This window comes from Streptomyces sp. NPDC026575 (genome assembly GCF_055567415.1).
This window is the reverse complement of the sequence record NZ_JBVHQM010000041.1, coordinates 18,858-38,850: the sequence shown is the minus strand read 5'-3', so window position 1 is coordinate 38,850 and position 19,993 is coordinate 18,858. Positions and strand designations below refer to the sequence as shown.

Sequence of the window (19,993 nt, the reverse complement as noted above, 5' to 3'; positions counted from 1 at the left end):
CCGGCCGCGGCGCGGCGGGGGCCGCTACCGCGCGCAGCGCCCTAAGGCTCGCCGAGGCGGCGCTCCTGCAGTTCCGCCGCCCGCAGGACGTCGTCGAGCAGGCCGGGGAAGAGCGCCTCCAGGTCGGCCTCGCGCAGCCGGTTCATCTTGGCGGTGCCGCGGTAGAGCTGCTGGATGACGCCGTGCTCGCGCAGCACCCGGTAGTGGTGGGTGCAGGTCGACTTGCTCACCGGGAGCTCGATGTCCGCGCAGTTCAGCTCGCCCTCGGCGGCGGCCAGGGTGCACACGATGCGCAGCCGCATCGGGTCGGCGAGGGCGTGCAGGACGTCGGTCAGCCGGATGTCCTCGCGGGCCGGGTGCTCCAGCGAACGGGAGCCCGGCGGGGCGCCCGTTGACGTCGTTTCGGTCGGCATGACGGCTCCTGACTGGTCTGCGGGACTCGGTTCGGCGCGGCGCCCTTCCCGTGCGCACGTCGTCCGCCCGCCCATTGTACGAGAAGCGTCGTAGTTTGACATCCACCGTAGTACGACGCTTATCGTATGAGCGCGGGTCCAACCGGAGCCCGCTCCTCTCCACGCACAGGAGCCTGCCGTGAGCGCACTGTTCGAGCCCCTCACCCTTCGCTCGCTGACCATCCCGAACCGCCTCTGGATGGCGCCCATGTGCCAGTACTCCGCGGCCCCCGAGGGCCCGGCGGAGGGCGTGCCCGGCGACTGGCACTTCCAGCACCTGGCGGCACGGGCCGTGGGCGGAACGGGCCTGATCCTCACGGAGGCGACCGCGGTGAGCCCCGAGGGGCGGATCAGTCCGTACGACCTGGGGCTGTGGAACGACGCCCAGACCGAGGCGTTCCGGCGCATCACCGCCTTCCTCAAGTCACAGGGGACGGTCGCGGGCATCCAGATCGCCCACGCCGGCCGCAAGGCATCCACCGAGCGCACCTGGGTGAACCGCGGCGGCCCGATCCTGCCCGGTCAGCGGCACGGCTGGGAGCCGGTCGGGCCGAGCCCGCTGCCGTTCGACGAGGGGTTCGCCACGCCTTCCGCGCTGTCCGTGGAGCAGATCCGCGAGCTGGTCGCGCGGTTCGGTGCGACGGCCCGGCGGGCGCTGGACGCGGGCTTCGAGGTGGCCGAGATCCACGGCGCCCACGGCTACTTGATCAATGAGTTCCTCTCGCCGTTCAGCAACCGGCGCACCGACCACTACGGCGGCTCCTACGAGAACCGCACGCGGTTCGCGCTGGAGGTCGTGGACGCGGTGCGCGCGGTCTGGCCCGACGAGCTGCCGGTCTTCTTCCGGATCTCGGCGACCGACTGGCTCACCGAGGACGACGGCGACGACCGCGAGGGCTGGACCGCCGACGACACCGTGCGCTTCGCCCGCGACCTCAAGGAGCACGGCGTCGACCTGCTGGACACCTCCACGGGCGGCAACGCCCCGGACGCGAAGATCACCACGGGGCCGGGCTACCAGGTGCCGTTCGCCGAGCGGGTCAAGAAGGAGGCCGGTCTGGCCGTGGGCACCGTCGGGCTGATCACCGAGGCACGGCAGGCCGAGAAGATCATCGCGGACGGTCAGGCCGACGCCGTACTGCTGGGCCGCGAGCTGCTGCGCACCCCCAGCTTCGCGCGGCACGCGGCGCGGGAGCTGGGCGCGGAGATCCACGTTCCCGAGCAGTACCACCGCGCCGTCTGACCCGGTGCGGGGGCGGTGCCCGCGAGTGCCCGCCGCGCCGCGGCCGACACCGCACCGCACCGTGTGACCTGCGCGAACAGCCGCCGGGACGCCATTGTCAGTGGTCGGGTGCAGACTTGCCACTGTCTGAGACAACGGCGTCCCGGAGGTGTTCCGGTAATGACTGACGTACTACTCGCGGTGGGCACCCGCAAAGGTCTCTTCACCGGCCGACGGCGGCACGGCGACTGGGAATTCAGCGGCCCCCATTTCCCCTCGCAGGCGGTGTACTCCCTCGGGATCGACAGCCGCCGTGCGACGCCCCGGCTGCTGGCCGGCGCCGACAGCGCCCATTGGGGCCCGTCGGTCTTCCACTCCGACGACCTGGGCGAGACCTGGCGGGAGCCCGCCCGCGCCGCGATCAAGTACCCCAAACACACCGGCACTTCGCTGGAGCGGGTGTGGCAGCTGCATCCCGCGGGCCCGGCCGCCCCGGACGTGGTGTACGCGGGCACCGAGCCCGGCGGCCTGTTCCGCTCCGAGGACGGCGGCGAGACCTTCGAGCTCGTCCGGGCGCTGTGGGACCACCCCAGCCGCGAGAAGTGGGTGCCCGGCGGCGGTGGCCTGGCGGTCCACACGGTGATCACCGACCCGCGGGACGCCGACGCGGTCACGGTCGCGGTCTCGGCTGCCGGCGTCTTCCGCACCCTCGACGGCGGCGCCAGCTGGGCGCCGTCGAACAAGGGCGTCCAAGCGGTCTTCCTGCCGGACCACCACCCCGAGTTCGGCCAGTGCGTCCACAAGATCGCGCAGGACCCGGTGAACCGCGACCGCCTGTATCTGCAGAACCACTGGGGCGTCTACCGCAGCGACGACGCCGGCGCGCAGTGGACGGACATCGGCGGCGGGCTGCCCTCGGACTTCGGCTTCGCCGTGGCCGCGCATCCGCACAGAGGCGATATCGCCTACCTCTTCCCGATCACCGCGGACATCGACCGGGTGCCCGCCGAGCACCGCTGCCGGGTCTACCGCACGACCGACGCCGGCGGGAGCTGGGAGCCCCTGAGCGAGGGGCTGCCGACGGAGGAGCATTACGGCACGGTGCTCAGGGACGCGCTCTCGGTCGACGACAACGACCCCGCGGGGGTGTATTTCGGCAATCGCAACGGCGAGGTGTACGCCAGCGCGGACGACGGCGACAGCTGGCAGCAGCTCGCCGCCCATCTGCCGGATGTGCTGTGCGTACGCGCGGCAGCCCTGGCATGAGCGGACAACGGGGCCGGGCGGCCGGGGAGTTCCGCGGCCCGCGCGGCGCAAGCACAGGCCATCGATTAAGGCGGAGCGGTCCTCGGCCAGTAGGGTGATCCCGTGGCTGCACGACCTCTCCAAGACATCGTCGAACCAGGCTGGGCCAAGGCACTTGAGCCCGTAGCCGACCGGATCGCCGCGATGGGCGACTTCCTGCGGGCGGAGATCGCCGCGGGACGGACCTATCTGCCGGCCGGCAACAACGTGCTACGCGCCTTCCAACAGCCCTTCGACGAGGTGCGGGTGCTGATCGTCGGACAGGACCCCTACCCCACACCGGGGCATGCGGTCGGGCTCAGTTTCTCGGTGGCGCCCGACGTCCGCCCGCTGCCGGGGAGCCTGGAGAACATCTTCCGCGAGCTGCACTCCGACCTCGGCCTGCCCCGGCCGTCGAACGGCGATCTGACCCCCTGGACGCGCCAGGGCGTACTGCTGCTGAACAGAGCGCTGACCACCGCGCCCCGCAAGCCCGCCGCACACCGCGGCAAGGGCTGGGAGGAGGTCACCGAGCAGGCCATCCGGGCGCTGGTGGCACGCGGCCGTCCGTTGGTGTCGGTGCTGTGGGGGCGCGATGCGCGCAATCTGCGGCCGCTGCTCGGCGATCTGCCGGCCGTCGAGTCCGCACACCCCTCCCCCATGTCGGCCGACCGGGGCTTCTTCGGCTCGCGGCCCTTCAGCCGGGTGAACGACCTGCTGGCCCGACAGGGCGCACAGCCCGTCGACTGGAGGCTGCCCTGACAGCGGGCGACGATAGTGTGCCCCGCATGACGAATGCGAACATCCCTGCGGGTTGGTACGCCGACCCGCAGGGCACCCCCCACCAACTTCGCTGGTGGGACGGGTCCCAATGGACGGAGCACACACACCCGGGGCAGCAGGCCGCCGCCCCGGCCCAGGCCGCTCAGGCCGGCTCCCAGCAGCCCGCGCAACAACAGCCGGCCGGGCAGGCACCGGCGCAGTTCGCACCGCAGCAGCAGCCGGCGGCGCAGGGCCAGGCCGCCGGGTATCCGGGCCAGCCGCAGGGCGGCGCACCGTACGGCCAGCAGGGCCAGGGCTACCCCCAGCAGATGCCGGGCCAGCAGATGCCCGGCCAGCAGGCGCCCGGCGTGCCGGCGCAGCAGCCCTACGGCCAGCAGCCGATGCCGGGGCACCAGGGCGCGCACCCGGGCGCCGTGCAGCAGCAGGTGCAGCAGCAGGCCGGGGTGGCGCCCACCGGTCCGGGCGGCGGCACGCTGTTCACCGAACCGGTGCTGGTGGTCAACCAGAAGGCCAAGCTGATCGAGGTCACCAACGAGTACAGCGTCTTCGACCAGCACGGCAACACCATCGGCTCGGTCGTCCAGGTCGGCCAGAGCACGGCCAAGAAGGTCCTGCGGGTCGTCTCCAGCCTCGATCAGTACATGACCCACAAGCTGGAGATCCGGGACGGCTACGGCCAGCCGCAGATGGTGCTGACCCGGCCCGCGAAGTTCATCAAGTCCAAGGTGATCGTGGAGCGCCCGGACGGCTCGCCGGTGGGCGAGATCGTGCAGCAGAACGCCATCGGGAAGATCAACTTCGCGATGATGGTCAACGGCCAGCAGATCGGCGCCATCAAGGCCGAGAACTGGCGCGCCTGGAACTTCGCGATCGTGGACCACGCCGATACCGAGGTCGCCCGGATCACCAAGACCTGGGAGGGCCTGGCCAAGACGATGTTCACGACCGCGGACAACTACGTCCTGCAGATCCACCATCAGCTGCCCGACCCGCTGCTGAGCCTGGTCGTCGCCACCGCCCTGACCGTCGACACCGCGCTCAAGCAGGACGCCCGCGGCTTTGGCTGAGCCCGCGGGCCGCGGCCCGGACGCGAGCGGGACCGGGCGGAGCCATGTCCTCGGCGTCGACTCGGGCGGCTCCGGGCTGCGGATCGCCGTGGCCCGCGCCGACGACGCCGAGGCCCGACCGCTGGCCTCGTACACCTCGAACGAGCCGGTGCGCACCGGCCCGGCAGGTATCGACGCCGCCCATTTGCTGTCCCAACTCCTGCCCGCCGCCGAGAAGTTGGCGCGCGAGGTGGGTGCGGACGGGTTCGTGACGGCGTGTGTGGGAGCGGCCGGGATGGCGTCGCTGGGCGATGAGCTGCGCGCCCGGCTGCCGGACGCGTTGGCCACCGCCTTCGGGGTGCGCGCTCTCGCGCTCGCGGCGGACGCGGTGACCGCGTACGCGGGGGCGCTGGGGCAGCGGCCGGGCGCCGTGGTCGCCGCGGGGACCGGCGCGATCGCCCTGGGCACCGACCTGACCGCGGCGGGCGGGTGGCGGCGCGCGGACGGCTGGGGCCATCTGCTGGGCGACTGCGGCAGCGGCGCCTGGATCGGCCGGGCCGGTCTGGAGGCCGCACTGCGCGCCCACGACGGGCGGCCGGGCGGTTCGGCGGCCCTGCTGGCGCGCGCCGAAGCGGTGTTCGGGCCGGTCGGCGGGCTGCCCGGTGCGCTCTACCCGCGCGCCGACCGGCCGGCCGTACTTGCCTCGTTCGCCCCCGAGGTCGCCCGCTGCGCCCGGGAGGGCGACGCGGTGGCGCTCGGCATCCTGCGGGCCGCCGCGGGCCATCTCGCCGACGCCGCGGCCGCGGTCTGCCCGCCGGGCGCCGGCCGGGTGGTGGCGTGCACCGGCGGGCTGTTCGGAATCGGCGCGCCGCTGCTGGCCCCGCTGCGCACGGCACTCGCCGAACGGCTCCCGGACGCCCGCCTCGCGGACGCCGCCGGCAGCCCGCTCGACGGGGCGCTGACGGTCGCCGCCGCGCTGGCCGGCGACCGTCTGCGGCTGCCCACGGAGAGGAAGTTGTTGCAGATCACACGGCCTGCGCCGGGGTAGCACCACCAAGACGCGCGGGATAAAACGGGACGGATACCTCGGCACCGAACCCTGCCCCGGCGCGGGGGCGGTCCGAGGCATTAGCATGCGGCGCCATGAGTTCCCCCACTGGGCCCGCACCTGGCTCGCACGATTTTGACGCCGCACCCCCGAGCCCTGGAGCCGCACCCGGCCTGCCTGTACGAATGCCGCGCGCGCGGCAGTCCGGCCGCCACCGCAAGCCGGAGCCGCTCGCCGCGCCCGAGGGCGCACCCGCCCTGGTCCTGGCCGTGCCCGGCACCCCCAGCTCCGCCTCCCGCAGCCTGGCGGAGGAGGTCTCCAGCATCGCCCGCTCCGAACTTCCGGGCCTCGACGCCCGGATCGGCTACGTGGACGGCGGCGATGACGAGTTCCCGTCGCTGGAGGCCGTGCTGGCGCACGCCGCCGCCGAGCAGAAGGCCCGCGCCGACGCCGCCGGTGATCCGGACCCGGGCCCCGCGGCGGTGGTCGTGCCGCTGCTGGCCGGCCCGGACAGCGCTCTGCTGCGCCGGATACGCCAGGCGATGATGAACAGCGGGTCCGGCGCCGAGCTGACCGACGTCCTGGGGCCGCACCCGCTGCTCGCCGAGGCGCTGCACGTCCGGCTCTCCGAGGCCGGTCTGGCGCGCGCCGACCGCGCCCGGCTGTTCACGGTCGCCACGGCCGCTGACGGCATCATCCTCGCCACCGTGGGCGGCGAGGAGGCCGTGCAGGCCGCCGGGATCACCGGCATGCTGCTCTCCGCCCGGCTCGCGGTGCCCGTGCTGGCCGCCGCGCTGGACGAGGAGGGCGCCATCTCCCGTACGGCCGAGCAGCTGCGCGGCTCCGGTTCGCAGCAGCTGGCGCTGGCCCCGTACCTGATCGGCCCGGAGATCGCCGACGGCCTTGTGGGGGCGGCCGCGGCGGAGGCGGGCTGCGCGTCGGCCGAGGCGCTGGGTGCCTACGGCGCGGTGGGCCGGCTGGTGCTGTCGAACTACGCGGCGGCCGTGGGCATCACCCTGCCGACGCAGGCGCAGGGGGCGCCGGTCCGCTAGGGCGGGCATCGCCAGGGGCCACGATCGCCTCGTCAGGGCCGTCTTCGCGCAGTGCGCGGGGCGGCCCTGCGTGTTTCCCGGGCGGCGTGGGCGCCCAGGCTTCCCTCCGAGCGGCACAGGCGGGCGCCAGACGGCCCGCGAGCGCACCGGTCGCGGAATCGGCGGGCGGGCGGCTCTGCGCTCGGCAGAGAGCCCCACAGAGCCTTGGGAGGCACGTCCATGACGCACACCGACATCGTCCGCGCGGGTTTCGCCGCCTACCTCGCCCAGGACCGCGAGGCCATCGACCGGCTGCTCGCCGACGACTTCGTCTTCACCAGCCCCCAGGACGACCACCTCGACAGGGCCGCCTTCCTCCAGTTCTGCTTCCCGACCGCGGACCGGCTGCGCCGGCAGGAGATCCTCGACGCGGTGGCGATCGACGACCACCAGGTCTACGTCCGGTACGCGTACGAGCTGAAGACCGGTGAGCGCCATCGCAACGTGGAGGTGCAGACGGTGCGCGACGGCCGGATCACCGAGGTGCAGGTGTACTTCGGCGGCCGCTTCCCCGAGGGGTGAGCCGCTCCGCGGCCGGTCAGACGAAGACGACGCAGGAGGCGGCCGGTGCCTGGACGGAGCCGCCGCGGACCGGGATCCCGGTCCGCGGGTCGACGGTGAACCAGGTGACGTCGCCGGAGCGCTCGTTGGCCGCGTACAGGTGCCGGCCGTCGGGCGCGAGCGCCAGATCGCGGGGCCAGTGGCCGCCGCAGGCAACGGTGGTGACGAGGGTCGCGGTGTCCCCGGCGGCGTCGAGGGAGAGGACCGAGATGCTGTCGTGGCCCCGGTTGGCGGCCCAGGCGAACCGGCCGTCCGGGGAGAGCACGAGCGCGGAGGGGAAGGTCCCCGCGGCCTCGGCGCCGTCCGGGAGGAGACGGGTCTCCCCCAGGGGCGTCAGCGCGCCCCCGTCGGCGTCCCAGCGGCAGAGCGTCACCGTCGGGTCGAGTTCGTTGATGACGTAGGCGCGGTCGCCGCGCGGGTGGAAGGCGAGGTGGCGCGGGCCGCTGCCGGGCCGCAGCCGTACCTCGTCGTGCAGGGCCAGGGCCCCGTCGGTGCCGAGCGCGCAGATCCGGATCGAGTCGGTGCCCAGGTCGACGCTGAGCAGCCGGCGCGCCCCGGGGGCGGGCTGCACGGCGTGCGCGTGCGGGCCCTCCTGGCGGTCGGTCCGCGGACCGCTGCCCTGGTGGGCGAGCACGGTGGCCGGGCCGCCGAGCGAGCCGTCGGCCCGTACGGGGAGCGTACTGACGCTGCCGGAGCTGTAGTTGGCGGTGACGAGGTGGCCGGCGACCAGGGTGAGATGGGTGGGGTCGGCGCCGTCCACGGGGACGGCGGGCGCGAGCAGCTCGGGCCCCCGGGGTGTGAGGGCGAAGGCCGCCACGGCGCCGTCGGTGGTCTCGCTGACCGCGTAGAGGTGCCGGCCGTCGGGGCTCGGGACCAGGTAGGAGGGGTTGGCGAGGGCGTCGGTGGAGTGCAGCGGGGTGAGTGCGCCGGACTCCGGGTCGACGGCCGCGGTGGTGATGCCGAGGCCGCCGGCGGCGGTGAAGGAGCCGATGTACGCCCGTCGGCCGCTGTCGCTGGTCCCCACTGGTCCGCCCTTCGTCCGCCTGCCCGTTGAGGTGCTCCGGCGACGCTAACAGCCGCGGCCGGGGCGTCCGGGGCGATGGCCGGAATGCGGCGGCCGGGGCCCTCGTCGCGGCCTCAGGACGCCGCGAACGGTGCCCGCGGTGAGCTGCGCACCGGGTGGGCGAGGGCGGTGAGGGCGGACTCCAGGCTGTGCAGATGCGCCAGGGCGCGTTCGGCGCCGGGGTGGTGCGCGGTGGCGGCGGGGGTCTCGGGGGCGGCGGCGGGCTCGGCGCCGGGCGCGAAGAGGGTGCCGACGACGGCCTCGACGCGCTGGCAGGCGGCGGTCAGCCGGGCGTCGTGCGAGGCGGCCGGGTCGGCGGCCACCTCGGCCAGGCCCCGGACCTGCGCGGCGCAGTCGTCCAGGTAGGCCATGACCTGGCGGGCCCGGGCCTTGCGGTGCCGCAGCGGGTTCAGCGGGTGCAGCAGCGGGGCGAGCGAGAGCCGTACCCGCGCCAGCAGCAGTTCCAGCTCGGCGACGTGCGGGGACGGATCGGCGTGCAGATCGCCGGCCAGCCGGCGGGCGGAGGCGGCGGTGCAGTCGCGGACGCAGCGCACGGCGCGCTGGATCCAGGCGTCGGTCGCGGCGTGCGTGGTGACCGGCAGCACCAGCGCGACGGCCAGCGCCGCACCCAGCGCGCCGACGAGGGTCTGCTCGAAGCGCAGCGCGAGGAGCCCGGGGTGCAGCACGCCCAGCAGGCCGTACAGCAGCCCGGCCATGACGGTGACGAAGAACATCATCCAGCTGTACGACGGGCCGGCGGTGTAGAAGATGCCGAACACGCAGACGGCGACCAGGGCGGCGGTGGGGGCGGGGGCGCCGTGCAGCGGGACGGCGACCACCAGGCCGGCCGCGATGCCCACGACGGTGCCCACCACCCGGCGGAAGCCGCGGACCAGCGTCTCCCCGCGGGAGGAGGTGTTGACGAAGATCCACCAAGCGGTGCCCACGGCCCAGTACCAGCGGTCGCTGGAGACCGCCTGGCCGACCGCGAGGGCGAGCGCGCAGGCCAGGGTGTTCTGGACGGCGAGCCGGGTGGTGGGACGGGCGAGGCCCCGGCCCACGAGCGGCGCGGGGGCGGCCGGCGGCGGGGTGCGCCGCTCCAGGCACCAGACGCCGAAGCGGACCGTGCTGCTGGCGACGAGTGCCAGCGCCACCGCCGCGGCGAGCTGCGGAAGCTGCGCGGGAACGGCGTGCAGGAACTGCGCCGCGAAGACCATCATGAACGCGAAGATGCCCAGCGCCTGGCCGCGCGGCCCCCAGCGGCGGGCGTAGACCCCGCAGAAGACCACGAGCAGGAAGACCGCGTCGCGGGCCGTCGGCAGCTCGTGCAGGGCGGTGGCGAGGGCGAGGACGGGCAGCCCGACGGCGGGCAGCAGGGCGGTGGTGCCGGCCTGGCCGCGGACGGTCGGATCGCCGACGGTGAAGAGGGCCAGGAGCGCCGCGAGACCGCCGAGGATCGAGGCCGGCAGCGGGAGCCCGGCCAGTTCGGCGGCGGTGACGGCGAGCGCGATCCCCAGGACGGCCCGCAGGGACGTACGCAGGCGCAGCCGGCCCGGGTCCGGTGCCACAAAGATCCTCTTCACGTGCGGAAACCGCCCCCTTCTGCTCCGGTTCGATCCGGCCCGATGCGACGCGCCGCGGCACACCCCTGCCGACGGGCAAGACAAAGGCGCTGCGGGGGTCCGTACCGGCTCCCTTGCCGGTCGGGCGCAGCCCTGCAACGCCATCTGTGGAAGAGATAAGCACCGACAGGGCAGCTGGCTCAACCGTCGCTGCGTTCACTGGGCCATTGGTACATTCGGCAGGAGATTCCGCCGACCGTGAGGGGGCCGTTGGACCATGCCCGTGGACGCCTTGGATGCCAAGATCCTCCGGCTGCTGCTGGAGCAGCCGCGTACCAGCGTGCGGGAGTACGCCCGGCTGCTCGGGGTCGCCCGGGGCACCGTCCAGGCCCGGCTGGACCGGCTCGAACGGGACGGTGTGATCACCGCGTACGGCCCCCGGCTCTCCCCCGCCGCGCTCGGCCACCCCGTTCTGGCCTTCGTCCACATCGAGGTCACCCAGGGGCATCTGGAGGAGGTCGCCGCCGCGCTGGCCGAGGTGCCGCAGATCATCGAGGCGTTCTCGACGACCGGTGGCGGGGATCTGCTCACCCGGGTGGTGGCCCGGGACGCGGCGCACCTGGAGGACGTGATCCAGCGGCTGATCAGTCTGCCGGGCGTGGTCCGCACCCGTACGGAGATGGCGCTGCGCGAGCGGGTGCCGCATCGGATGCTGCCGCTGGTCGAAGCGGTGGGGGGAGCCGCGAAGCCGCGCTGAGCCGCGGCCGCCCCGGGGGGCCGCGGCGCGTCTTGGCATGCTGGAGGGCATGAGCTCCTCCCCCGCCTCCCGGGTCACCCCCGACACCGCCGCCCGGCGCGCTCCGGTGATCTTCGACCTCGACGGCACGCTGGTGGACAGCGAGCCGAACTACTACGAGGCGGGGCGCCGGCTGCTGGCCGGCTACGGCCTGGCGGACTTCAGCTGGGAGCAGCACACCCGCTTCATCGGCATCGGCACCCGCGAGACGCTGGAGATCCTCAGCCGGGAGTTCGGTATCGACGCGCCGGTCGAGGAGCTGCTGGCCGGTACGAACCGCACGTATCTGGAGCTGGCGCGGGCGCACACCGAGGTGTTCCCGGAGATGCGCGCGTTCGTGGAGCGGCTGGCCGCGGCCGGGCACCCGATGGCGGTGGCGTCCGGTTCGTCGCGGGCCGCGATCGAGGCGGTGCTGGCCGGTACGGGGCTCGATGCGCTGCTGACCACGCTGGTGTCGGCCGAGGAGGTGGCGCACGGCAAGCCCGAACCGGATGTGTTCCTGGAGGCCGCGCGCCGGCTCGGGGTCGATCCGGCGGAGTGCGTGGTGCTGGAGGACGCGGCGCCCGGTGCGCTGGCGGCTCACCGGGCGGGGATGCGGTGCATCGCCGTGCCGTACGTGCCGGCCACCGCCGACGACCCGGCCTTCGCGCGGGCCGGGCTGCTGTTCAGGGGCGGTCAGGGGGAGTTCACGGCGCGGGCCGCGTACGACTGGCTGGAGCAGCCGGTCCGCTCGGCCTGATCGCTCCGGTGGCGGTCACCGGCCCGTGCGCCCCCCAGGGCGGGGACCGAACGCCGGACGGCCACGGGGGCGGGGGCCAGACGCCGGACGGCCACCGGGCGGGGCCGGACGCCGGACGGCCACCTCCGCTGTCCTGTGCGGAGGTGGCCGCCGGGTGTCTGCCGTGCTTCGGCACGGGGTGGAGACCGTGCCGGACCGGAGGGCTCTCTCCGGAGGGCGGGCTAACGGAGTGGTCACTCCATGCCCAGCGACTTGCACGCGTCGGCGAGATCGGCGCAGAGCAGGTCGGTCCGGACGACGCCGTCGCGGACGACGGTGTCCTTGAGGTTCTTCCTGGTGACCACCCGCGCGTCGAACAGCCGGGCCGGGATACCGGACTTGGTGCTGTTTCCGGCGGTGGTGCTCGTCAGGGAGTTGATGCTCTTGCCGCGCAGCAGTCGGAAGGCGATTTCTGCGGCGGTTTCGGCCTCCGGCCGGACATCCTTGTAAATGGTGAAGGACTGGGTGCCGGCGACCAGCCGCTGGAGCGCGGGGAGTTCGGCGTCCTGACCACCGACCGGGACATCCTTGATGCCGGCCGACTTGAGCGCCGCGGCGATACCGCCGGCCATACCGTCATTGGCCGAGTAAACGGCGTCAAAACCCTGTGCGCCATGCGCGCTGATGACATCGGTCATCTTCTGCTTGGCCGTCGCGGCGGACCAGTCGGGGATGTCCTTCTCGAAGACGATCTTGTGGATCTTGCCGTCGAGGACCGAATGGACGCCCTTCTTGTAGGCCGGCGCGTTCGGATCGGTCGGCGAGCCGTTCATCATGACGACATCGGCGGAGGCCGCACCCGAGCCGAGCGCGGTCAGCATCGCCTTGCCCTGGAGCTGGCCGATCTTCTCGTTGTCGTAGGACACATACGCTGCGACATCGCCCTCGGCGAGCCGGTCGTACGCGATGACCTGGACGCCCTTCTTGGCGGCCGAGCTCACCCAGCCCTTGACCGCCTGGGAGTCGACCGGGTCCAGGATGATGACCTTGACGCCCTTCTTCACCAGGGCGTCGAACTGTCTCTTCTGCGTGTCGACCTGCTGCTCGGCATTCCCGTAATCCACCTTGCATTCAAGGCAGAGCGAGGCGATGCGAGACGTAATGATGCGGCGGTCGAACTTCTCGTAGCGGTCTGCTTTGTTCTCCGGGAGGAGCAGACCAATGGCGTCCTTGCCGGCCCCGGCGTCCTGCTGTTCCTTCCCGCAGGCCGCCAACGGTGCTGCCAACGAAAGCGCCACCGCGCCGGTGAGGGCACGCCGCATTATTGCATTCATTTTTCGGTACCTCCCATGGGGCCGCCTGACCCGGCCCAGAACGGCTGAAGTGAACGTCACCCCCCGCCCCATCGTCAAGAATCGAGGCAATAACGATACAAAAGTGAGGCATCAGTTGGATCTCTGAACGATGTTCACTCACGGGGCCCTCCGGAACGTTCCTTTATCCTGTATCGGATGTTCTCGGCGTATCGCACGTTCTCTCCGTATCGCGTGTTCTCACCGTCTTGCCCGCCCTCTCCGCGGATGCACCCTTCGACCGCTCATGGGAAACTTGAGCGAGGCGTGGCGCCGGCCGACCGGGTCCGCGCCGCACGGGCGGTCGGCCGACCGCCGAGCGCTCTCCAGCAGGTCGCCGAAGTGTCATCGTCATGAGTACGGCGCGAAGTCACACCCCCGTTTCCGCCGACGGCCGGCTGGGCGGCCCGTCCCAGCACCCCGGCCGGCGCGACCCGGCTTATCTGCGGCGCCGCGCCGCACTCGCCGCGCCGGCCGACGGGCACCGCGTCGGGGCTCCGTACGCGTCCGTCGAGTACACCGAGGCGGAGCACCGCACCTGGCAGGTCGTGCACGAGGCGCTCGGCCCCGCGCACCGCGCCCATGCGTGCCGCGCGGTGCTCGACGCCGGTGAGGACGCGGCCATCCCCGCCGAGCGGATCCCGCAGCACGCGGAGGTCAGCGCCCGTCTCACGCCCCGCACGGGCTTCGCCTTCACGCTGGCCGGCGGGGTGGTGCCCAACGAGCGGTTCCTGGGAGCGATGGAGCACGGCTACTTCCACGCCGTGCAGTTCGTCCGGCACCCGGCCGTGCCGCTCTACACCCCCGAACCCGACGTGCTGCACGACGTGTTCGGCCACGGCATCCATCTGTCGGACCCACGCGTCGCCCGTCTCTACCGCCTCGTCGGCGAGGCGGCCAACCGCGTCCGCACCGAGGAGGCGCTCGACATCCTCAGCCGGGTCTACTGGTTCACCCTCGAATACGGGCTGATCACGGAATCCGGCACGCCCAAGGCGTTCGGCGCGGCCCTGTTGTCGTCGTACGGCGAGATCGCCGCCCACGACAGCCGGGAGGTCCGCGAGCTGGACATGAGCGCCGCGGCCGGCACCCCGTACCGCATCTCCGGCTACCAGCCCGTCCTGTACGCCGCCCGCTCCCTGGAGCACCTCGAAGACCTCCTCGGCGCGTTCTGCGCGGACTTCGACGACGACATCGCACAGCGCCTGCGGCTCCCGGTCCTCTCCCGCGACCGGGCCTAAGGGCTGTCCCGTAGTCCCTGGTGGGTCAGCGCACGGCGTCAGATGCGGTGCATCGCAAGGCGGAGGGGCGTCCGGATACTGGGCGTATCCGGGCGTTCCGACAACGGTGGGGGTCCCCCCGCGCCGTTCAGGCGTGGGGGAGAGGTGCCGTAGCTGTCGTCGTGCGCCCGCCAGGGATTACGGGACAGCCCTTAAGGGCTGTCCCGCCGCCGGATGGCGGCTCTCCCCGCGCGTCGGCCCTCCGTGCGGTGGACGGATCTCCTCGCCCTCGCCAGGATCTCGGTGGAACACGCGTTCTCGGAGAAGAGAGGCGGAACGTACGGATGGCGAAGCACTGGGCGGACTTCCAGTACGAGATCTATCTCCAGGGCATGACGGGGTCCGTTCCCCGGCTGCCGACGGATCTGACCCGGCTGGAGCAGCTCACCGAACAGCGCCTGGGCCAGGGCCCGGTCGGTTATGTGGCGGGCAGCGCGGGCACCGGCAGCACCGCGGCCGCCAACCGGGCCGCACTGGAGCGCAGGCGGATCGTGCCGCGCATGCTGCGCGATGTGGCGCAACGCGACCTGTCCGTGGAGGTGCTGGGCCGGTCGCTGCCGGCGCCGCTCGCCCTCGCGCCGGTGGGCGTGCTGTCGATCATGCACCCGGAGGCCGAGCCCGCGGCCGCCCGGGCCGCCGCGGCACAGGGCGTGCCCTACATCCTCTCCTCCGCCTCCAGCACCCCCATGGAGGAGGTCGCCGGGGCGATGGGCGACAGCGAGCGGTGGTTCCAGCTGTACTGGGCGAAGGACCGCGAGGTCACCGCGAGCTTCCTGGCCAGGGCCAAGGCGGCCGGCTACAGCGCGCTGTTCGTCACGCTCGACACTCCGCTCCTCGGCTGGCGTCCGCGCGACCTGGACCGGGCGTATCTGCCGTTCCTGCACGGCGTGGGCACCGCCAACTACTTCAGCGACCCCGCGTTCCGGGCGGGCCTGGCCAAGCCGGTGCACGAGGATCCGCAGGCGGCCGTGCGGCACTTCGTGGGGATGTTCGCCGACCCCACCAAGACCTGGCCGGACCTGGCGTTCCTACGGGAGAACTGGGACGGGCCGATCGTCCTCAAGGGCGTACTGCACCCGGACGACGCGCGGCGGGCCGCCGAGGCCGGCGTGGACGGTGTGGTCGTCTCCAACCACGGCGGGCGCCAGGTCGCGGGCTCCGTCGCCGCCGCGGACGCGCTGCCCCGGGTCGTCGAGGCGGCCGGCGACCGGCTCAACGTCCTCTTCGACAGCGGCATCCGCAGCGGCGACGACATCTTCAAGGCGCTCGCGCTCGGCGCGCGTGCGGTGCTGGTGGGACGCCCGTACGCCTACGGACTCGGGCTGGACGGCCAGGCCGGCGTCGAGCACGTCATCCGCTGTCTGCTCGCCGAGTTCGACCTCACCCTGGCCCTGTCCGGCCACTCCCGCCCCACCACACCGTCCGCCGACGACCTGACCGAGGAAGCCCGATGACCGCCGAGCCCGCGCCCACCACCATGAAGAACATCCTCGCCGTCATCTCGCCGCATGTGGGCGGACGCACCGCCGGTGCCGCGCTCGCCGAGGTCTTCCCCGGCCAGGCCCGTGTCACCGTCGTCGAGACGGCGGACGAGGACCCCGCGGCGCTGCGCGCGGCCCACATCATCATCACCGGGCTGGGCCCGGTCACCGCCGAACACCTCGCCGCCGCACCGGACCTGGAGCTCGTCCAGTGCGCCAGCCACGGCTTCGACTACGTCGATCTGGCCGCCGCCCGCGACCGGGGCGTCCCGGTCTGCACCATCGGCTCCAGCGGCGCCGAGAAGCAGAACGTCGCCGAGCAGACCTTCGCCCTGATGCTCGCCCTCGCCAAACAACTCGTACCGGCCCATACGGCCCTGGTCGAGGCCGACTGGGCGCTGCCGCGGCTGCAGCGGTCCCTGACCGAGCTGGCCGGCAAGACCCTGGGCATCGTCGGGCTCGGCCACATCGGAGAGGAAGTGGCGCGCCGGGCCGTCGCGTTCGACATGACCGTCGTCTACACCGGGCCGCGGCCGGCCGCCCCGGAGACCGAGGCCCGGCTCGGCGGCGCCCGCCGCCTGAGCCTGGACGAACTGCTGCGCACCTCGGACTACGTCACGCTGCACGCCCCGCTCACCGAGGCGACCCGCCACCTCCTGGACGCCGAACGCCTCGCCCTGCTCAAGCCCACCGCGTTCGTCGTCAACACCGCGCGCGGCGCCCTGATCGACCAGGACGCCCTCGCCGACGCGCTCGCGGCCGGCACGCTGGCCGGCGCCGGGATCGACGTCTTCGACCCCGAGCCGCCCACGGCTGCGCTGCGCCTGCTCAAGGCCCCGAACGTGGTCCTCTCCCCGCATGTCGCGGGGGTCACCCGCGAGACGCTGGTCCGCATCGCGCTGGCCGCCGTGGAGAACGTGGCGGGCCATCTGGCGGGCAAGCAGCTGCGGGACGTCGTCACGGCCTGAACGGACGTCGGTCGTGGGGCGGGGCGGTATCGGCCCGCAGCGCAGCACCACCGCCCCGCCTCCCCACACCCCCGTGCTCCGTGCCGACCGGCCCGCACGCTGCTCCCGTGCCCCGCCTGCCAGTTGCGCGGGACCGGGCTCCGCCGCGTAAGGAGGGCCGGTCCCGGGGGCGGGATGCTCAGCTGCGGCCCCTGAGGAGGCCGTCGCGCTTGAGAGCGGCTAGGTAGTGGTCCAGCAGCGCGTCGTCCACCGGAGGGCAGGACGCGGTCCACGAGGGCCACACCTCGTCGGTGCGGGTGCGCCGCACTTCGGGGAAGACGGTGTCGAGGTACATCTCCTTGACGCTGAAGCCGGCCTGCTTGGCCCGGGTGAGGAAGAGCGGGGTGAACGGGGCCACGGGCGAGGTGGGACGGGCCTGTACGTGGGCGACGAGCGCGTCGGTCCACTCCTTGTAGCTCACGTCGTCGATGCGGTGCCCGGCGGAGCGCATCCGGTCGACCATATCGCTGAGGAACGCCGGTCGCGGGTTGGTCAGATGGACGACGCCGCCGAGGTGCGGGAGCCGGGTGGCGATGCCGACGACGGCGTCGGTGACCGCGTCCACCGGCACCAGGTCGAGCGGGAGCGGCACCGCGGGCGCCAGCCCCATCTCCACGATGGCGTCGAAGACGGCGCAGATGGCGCTGGTGGTGTTCCAGGCGCCGGTGCGGCTGTGACCGGTGATCTCGTAGGGGCGGTGGATGGTGACCGGCAGCCCGGCGCCGGCGGCGTGGCCGAGCATGCGCTCGGCGACCCACTTGGTCTCGGGGTAGCCCATGCTGAGCAGTTCGGGGTGGCTGAGCGGGGTGGCCTCGTCGACGTGCCGTACGCCGCCGACGCCGCTTCCGGCGAGCACGGCCGTGGTGGAGACGTAGTGGAGGGGGACGCGTCGCGGAGCGGCCAGTTCGACGAGGGTGCGGACGGCTTCGACGTTGGCCCCGCGCAACCGGCGGTAGGGGTAGAGGAAGTTGACGTGCGCCGCGTTGTGCACCACCAGGTCGACGGTGTCCGCGAGCCGGTCGAAGGCGGGGGCGGCCATACCCAGTGCGGGGCGGGCCAGGTCGGCGGGTATCGGGCGGATGCGTCCGGGGTCGGTGAGCCGGACGCCGTAGCGCGCCATCGCCTCGTGTATGCGGCGCATCGCCTGCGGTGCGTCCGCCGCGCGCACCGGGCAGTGGACGGTGGCGTCGGTGTCCCTCAGCAGCCGTTCGAGCAGGAACGCGCCGACGAAGCCGGTGGCCCCGGTGAGCAGGATGTGCCGGGCCCGGGTCGGCCTGGGCGCGGGGCCGGCGGTGGCGGGCGGAAGGGGCGCCAGGAGGGCTTCGGCCTCGTAGTCCGGCTCCGCGCAGTCGCCTTGGGCGGCGAACGAGCCGCAGGTCGCCGAGCGGAACGCGGCGAGCGCGGGGGCGGCGAGCAGGCCCTGCAGCAGCGGCGTGAAGCGCTCCGCGGGGAGGCCGAGCCGGGCGAGGGTGCGGGTGACCGTGTGGGCGGCCAGCAGCGAGTTGCCGCCGGCGGCGAAGAAGTTGGTGGTGTCGGTCACCGGTGTGCCGAGCACCTCGGCCCAGATCTCCGCGACGGCGTCGCCGCTGTGGTGGGCGGCGCCCTTCCCGGCTCCGCCCGGGGTGGCGCACGACGCCGCCACGGTGCGCAGGGCGGTGTAGTCGATCTTCCCGTTGGCCGTGAGGGGGAGGCGTTCCAGCGGGGTGATGGGGGTGGGGAGCGCATGCGCGGGCAGCTGGGCCGACAGGTGGGTGCGCAGGGCCGCCGGGTCCGGGGGGCAGTCAGGGCGCGCCGGGGTGACGAAGGCGGTGATGCCCTTGCCTATCCCGTCGTGGTCGCTGACCAGCACCGCGGCCTCGGCCACGTCGGGGTGCCCGCACAGCAGGGCCTCCACCGGCTCCAGTTCGACGCGGAAGCCGCGGATCTTGACCTGCCGGTCGGCCCGGCCCAGGAATTCGAGTGTGCCGTCCGGGCGCCGGCGTCCCAGATCGCCGCTGCGGTAGAGCCGGAGGGTCTCGCCCGAGGGGGTTTCCCGGGTGAGGAAGGCGCGGGCGGTCTCGTCCGGCCGGTCGAGGTACTCCAGGGCCAGGCCCTGGCCGCCAATGCAGATCTCGCCCTGCTCGTCGGGGCCGGCCCACGTTCCGTCGGCGCGCAGCAGATGGCAGCTGCTGCCGGCCACCGGGCGCCCTATCGGGATGGCGGACGTACCGGGCGCGACGTGGTCGACGTCGTACGCCGTGGCCATGATGCCGCCCTCGGTGGGCCCGTAGCCGTTGATGAGGTGGCGGGGGCGCCCGGCCGCGCAGACCGCCGCCGTCAGATCGGGGTTCATCGCCTCGCCGCCGATCAGCACCATGTCCAGGGAGCCGAAGATCCCGGGGCGGTTGCGCACCGTGTGGTGGAACAGGCTGGTGGTCAGGAAGGCGTGGGTGATGCCTTCGGTACGGATCAGCGAATCCAGCCGGTCCGTGTCGAGCAGTACGTCCCTTTCGGCCACGACGAGGGAGCCCCCGTTGACCAGGGTGGCCCAGGTCTCGAAGAGGGCGCCGTCGAAGGAGAGACCGAAGGTCTGCAGCACGCGCTTGCCCGGGCCGGCGCACCAGGGGTTCGCCCCGGTGGCGAGCCGGGCCACGGCGCGGTGCGGGAAGACCACCGGCTTGGGGCGTCCGGTGGTGCCGGAGGTGAACAGGATGTACGCGCTGTCGTCGGGGACGCGCTCGACGGCGGCCGGGTTGTCGCCCACCGGGCCGGGGCGGGTCTCCATCAGGGTGTCGAAGTCGACCCACGCGACCGGGCCGCCGTCCGCCGGCACCGCGGAGGCGTGCCCGGGGAGCGCGACAGCCAGCCGTGCGCGGGCGTCCGTGAGCATCTGCGCCGAGCGGGCCGAGGGGTACTGGGCGTCCACGGGGACGCATACCGCGCCCGCCTTCAGGATGCCGGCCATGGTGACCGTCGCCTCCCATGAGCGGACGCCCAGGACAGCGACGGCGTCGCCTCTGCGTATGCCGAGGTCGTACAGCGCCCTCGATATGGACTGCGACCAGTCGTCCAATTCCCGGTACGCATAGGTCCGGTCACCGTCCCGTACGGCGGGGTTCTCGGGGGTCAGGGCCGTCCGGCGGGCCAGGAGGACGGGCAGGGAGGCGCCCTGGGCGGGGGCCTGGGCGCGTTGCCAGGTGGTGGCGAAGGGCGTGCTGGTGTTCATCAAAGCTCCACACGGGGGAATGGGGGTGATGCGGGCGGCAGC

General features: G+C 73.3%; 17 protein-coding genes. 12 read left to right on the top strand and 5 right to left on the bottom strand.

Going from position 1 to position 19,993, the window contains the following annotated elements; genetic code table 11:
- Positions 1–41: 41 nt before the first annotated feature.
- Positions 42–413, bottom strand: coding sequence for an ArsR/SmtB family transcription factor (locus tag ACZ4NB_RS36020; RefSeq protein ID WP_467667259.1), 372 nt, complete (start codon positions 411–413; stop codon positions 42–44).
- Between the two features lie 178 nt (positions 414–591).
- On the opposite strand from ACZ4NB_RS36020, the gene ACZ4NB_RS36015 reads away from it, so the two are divergent.
- From ACZ4NB_RS36015 to ACZ4NB_RS35985, 7 genes are all read left to right on the top strand, one after another.
- Positions 592–1,695 (top strand): NADH:flavin oxidoreductase/NADH oxidase, encoded by a 1,104-nt coding sequence (locus tag ACZ4NB_RS36015; RefSeq protein ID WP_467667258.1) that lies wholly within the window; start codon positions 592–594, stop codon positions 1,693–1,695.
- Between the two features lie 159 nt (positions 1,696–1,854).
- A complete protein-coding gene (locus tag ACZ4NB_RS36010; protein WP_467667257.1) occupies positions 1,855–2,940 on the top strand; it encodes a WD40/YVTN/BNR-like repeat-containing protein in 1,086 nt (361 codons plus the stop codon).
- A 102-nt stretch (positions 2,941–3,042) separates the two neighbouring features.
- Positions 3,043–3,720 (top strand): uracil-DNA glycosylase, encoded by a 678-nt coding sequence (locus ACZ4NB_RS36005; RefSeq protein ID WP_393496501.1) that lies wholly within the window; start codon positions 3,043–3,045, stop codon positions 3,718–3,720.
- Between the two features lie 26 nt (positions 3,721–3,746).
- Positions 3,747–4,808 (top strand): LURP-one-related family protein, encoded by a 1,062-nt coding sequence (locus ACZ4NB_RS36000; RefSeq protein ID WP_467667256.1) that lies wholly within the window; start codon positions 3,747–3,749, stop codon positions 4,806–4,808.
- Positions 4,801–5,835 carry an N-acetylglucosamine kinase gene (locus ACZ4NB_RS35995; RefSeq protein ID WP_467667255.1) on the top strand — a complete coding sequence of 345 codons (1,035 nt, stop codon included), beginning with the start codon at positions 4,801–4,803 and terminating at the stop codon, positions 5,833–5,835. The genes ACZ4NB_RS36000 and ACZ4NB_RS35995 overlap by 8 nt, the downstream gene beginning before the upstream one ends.
- A 95-nt stretch (positions 5,836–5,930) precedes the next feature.
- Positions 5,931–6,887, top strand: coding sequence for a sirohydrochlorin chelatase (locus ACZ4NB_RS35990; RefSeq protein ID WP_467667254.1), 957 nt, complete (start codon positions 5,931–5,933; stop codon positions 6,885–6,887).
- A gap of 219 nt (positions 6,888–7,106) precedes the next feature.
- Positions 7,107–7,448 carry a nuclear transport factor 2 family protein gene (locus ACZ4NB_RS35985; RefSeq protein WP_467667253.1) on the top strand — a complete coding sequence of 114 codons (342 nt, stop codon included), beginning with the start codon at positions 7,107–7,109 and terminating at the stop codon, positions 7,446–7,448.
- Between the two features lie 16 nt (positions 7,449–7,464).
- On the opposite strand, the gene ACZ4NB_RS35980 is transcribed toward ACZ4NB_RS35985, so the two are convergent.
- Together ACZ4NB_RS35980 and ACZ4NB_RS35975 are read right to left on the bottom strand one after the other, a co-directional pair.
- Positions 7,465–8,511: a lactonase family protein gene (locus tag ACZ4NB_RS35980; RefSeq protein WP_467667252.1), complete on the bottom strand. Its 1,047-nt coding sequence runs from the start codon at positions 8,509–8,511 to the stop codon at positions 7,465–7,467.
- 113 nt (positions 8,512–8,624) lie between these two features.
- Positions 8,625–10,124 carry an FUSC family protein gene (locus tag ACZ4NB_RS35975; protein ID WP_467667275.1) on the bottom strand — a complete coding sequence of 500 codons (1,500 nt, stop codon included), beginning with the start codon at positions 10,122–10,124 and terminating at the stop codon, positions 8,625–8,627.
- Between the two features lie 265 nt (positions 10,125–10,389).
- On the opposite strand from ACZ4NB_RS35975, the gene ACZ4NB_RS35970 reads away from it, so the two are divergent.
- Positions 10,390–10,869: an Lrp/AsnC family transcriptional regulator gene (locus tag ACZ4NB_RS35970; protein ID WP_407288763.1), complete on the top strand. Its 480-nt coding sequence runs from the start codon at positions 10,390–10,392 to the stop codon at positions 10,867–10,869.
- Between the two features lie 49 nt (positions 10,870–10,918).
- On the top strand, positions 10,919–11,647 hold the full coding sequence (locus ACZ4NB_RS35965; RefSeq protein ID WP_467667251.1) for an HAD family hydrolase: 729 nt from the start codon (positions 10,919–10,921) through the stop codon (positions 11,645–11,647).
- Between the two features lie 233 nt (positions 11,648–11,880).
- Here the strand turns inward: ACZ4NB_RS35965 and ACZ4NB_RS35960 are convergent, their stop codons facing one another.
- Entirely contained in the window at positions 11,881–12,960 is a 1,080-nt protein-coding gene (locus ACZ4NB_RS35960) for a sugar ABC transporter substrate-binding protein (protein ID WP_467667250.1), read from the bottom strand.
- Positions 12,961–13,331: 371 nt separating this feature from the next.
- On the opposite strand from ACZ4NB_RS35960, the gene ACZ4NB_RS35955 reads away from it, so the two are divergent.
- From ACZ4NB_RS35955 to ACZ4NB_RS35945, 3 genes are all read left to right on the top strand, one after another.
- Positions 13,332–14,219, top strand: a complete 888-nt coding sequence (locus ACZ4NB_RS35955; protein ID WP_467667249.1) for a phenylalanine 4-monooxygenase — start codon at positions 13,332–13,334, stop codon at positions 14,217–14,219.
- Between the two features lie 323 nt (positions 14,220–14,542).
- Positions 14,543–15,712: a lactate 2-monooxygenase gene (locus ACZ4NB_RS35950; RefSeq protein WP_467667248.1), complete on the top strand. Its 1,170-nt coding sequence runs from the start codon at positions 14,543–14,545 to the stop codon at positions 15,710–15,712.
- The gene (locus tag ACZ4NB_RS35945; protein ID WP_467667247.1) at positions 15,709–16,707 is read left to right on the top strand and encodes a 2-hydroxyacid dehydrogenase; all 999 of its coding nucleotides are present in this window, start codon (positions 15,709–15,711) and stop codon (positions 16,705–16,707) included. The genes ACZ4NB_RS35950 and ACZ4NB_RS35945 overlap by 4 nt, the downstream gene beginning before the upstream one ends.
- Before the next feature lie 178 nt (positions 16,708–16,885).
- On the opposite strand, the gene ACZ4NB_RS35940 is transcribed toward ACZ4NB_RS35945, so the two are convergent.
- Entirely contained in the window at positions 16,886–19,951 is a 3,066-nt protein-coding gene (locus ACZ4NB_RS35940) for a non-ribosomal peptide synthetase (RefSeq protein ID WP_467667246.1), read from the bottom strand.
- Positions 19,952–19,993: the final 42 nt, after the last annotated feature.

What these genes read in the sequence shown, in the direction of transcription:
- ACZ4NB_RS35950 (WP_467667248.1), top strand. Translation starts at nt 14,543, where the DNA reads ATGGCGAAGCACTGGGCGGACTTCCAGTACGAGATCTATCTCCAGGGC.
- ACZ4NB_RS35970 (WP_407288763.1), top strand. Translation starts at nt 10,390, where the DNA reads ATGCCCGTGGACGCCTTGGATGCCAAGATCCTCCGGCTGCTGCTGGAG.
- ACZ4NB_RS36000 (WP_467667256.1), top strand. Translation starts at nt 3,747, where the DNA reads ATGACGAATGCGAACATCCCTGCGGGTTGGTACGCCGACCCGCAGGGC.
- ACZ4NB_RS35985 (WP_467667253.1), top strand. Translation starts at nt 7,107, where the DNA reads ATGACGCACACCGACATCGTCCGCGCGGGTTTCGCCGCCTACCTCGCC.
- ACZ4NB_RS35990 (WP_467667254.1), top strand. Translation starts at nt 5,931, where the DNA reads ATGAGTTCCCCCACTGGGCCCGCACCTGGCTCGCACGATTTTGACGCC.
- ACZ4NB_RS35940 (WP_467667246.1), bottom strand. Translation starts at nt 19,951, where the DNA reads ATGAACACCAGCACGCCCTTCGCCACCACCTGGCAACGCGCCCAGGCC.
- ACZ4NB_RS35955 (WP_467667249.1), top strand. Translation starts at nt 13,332, where the DNA reads ATGAGTACGGCGCGAAGTCACACCCCCGTTTCCGCCGACGGCCGGCTG.
- ACZ4NB_RS35965 (WP_467667251.1), top strand. Translation starts at nt 10,919, where the DNA reads ATGAGCTCCTCCCCCGCCTCCCGGGTCACCCCCGACACCGCCGCCCGG.
- ACZ4NB_RS35960 (WP_467667250.1), bottom strand. Translation starts at nt 12,960, where the DNA reads ATGAATGCAATAATGCGGCGTGCCCTCACCGGCGCGGTGGCGCTTTCG.
- ACZ4NB_RS36010 (WP_467667257.1), top strand. Translation starts at nt 1,855, where the DNA reads ATGACTGACGTACTACTCGCGGTGGGCACCCGCAAAGGTCTCTTCACC.
- ACZ4NB_RS35945 (WP_467667247.1), top strand. Translation starts at nt 15,709, where the DNA reads ATGACCGCCGAGCCCGCGCCCACCACCATGAAGAACATCCTCGCCGTC.
- ACZ4NB_RS36020 (WP_467667259.1), bottom strand. Translation starts at nt 413, where the DNA reads ATGCCGACCGAAACGACGTCAACGGGCGCCCCGCCGGGCTCCCGTTCG.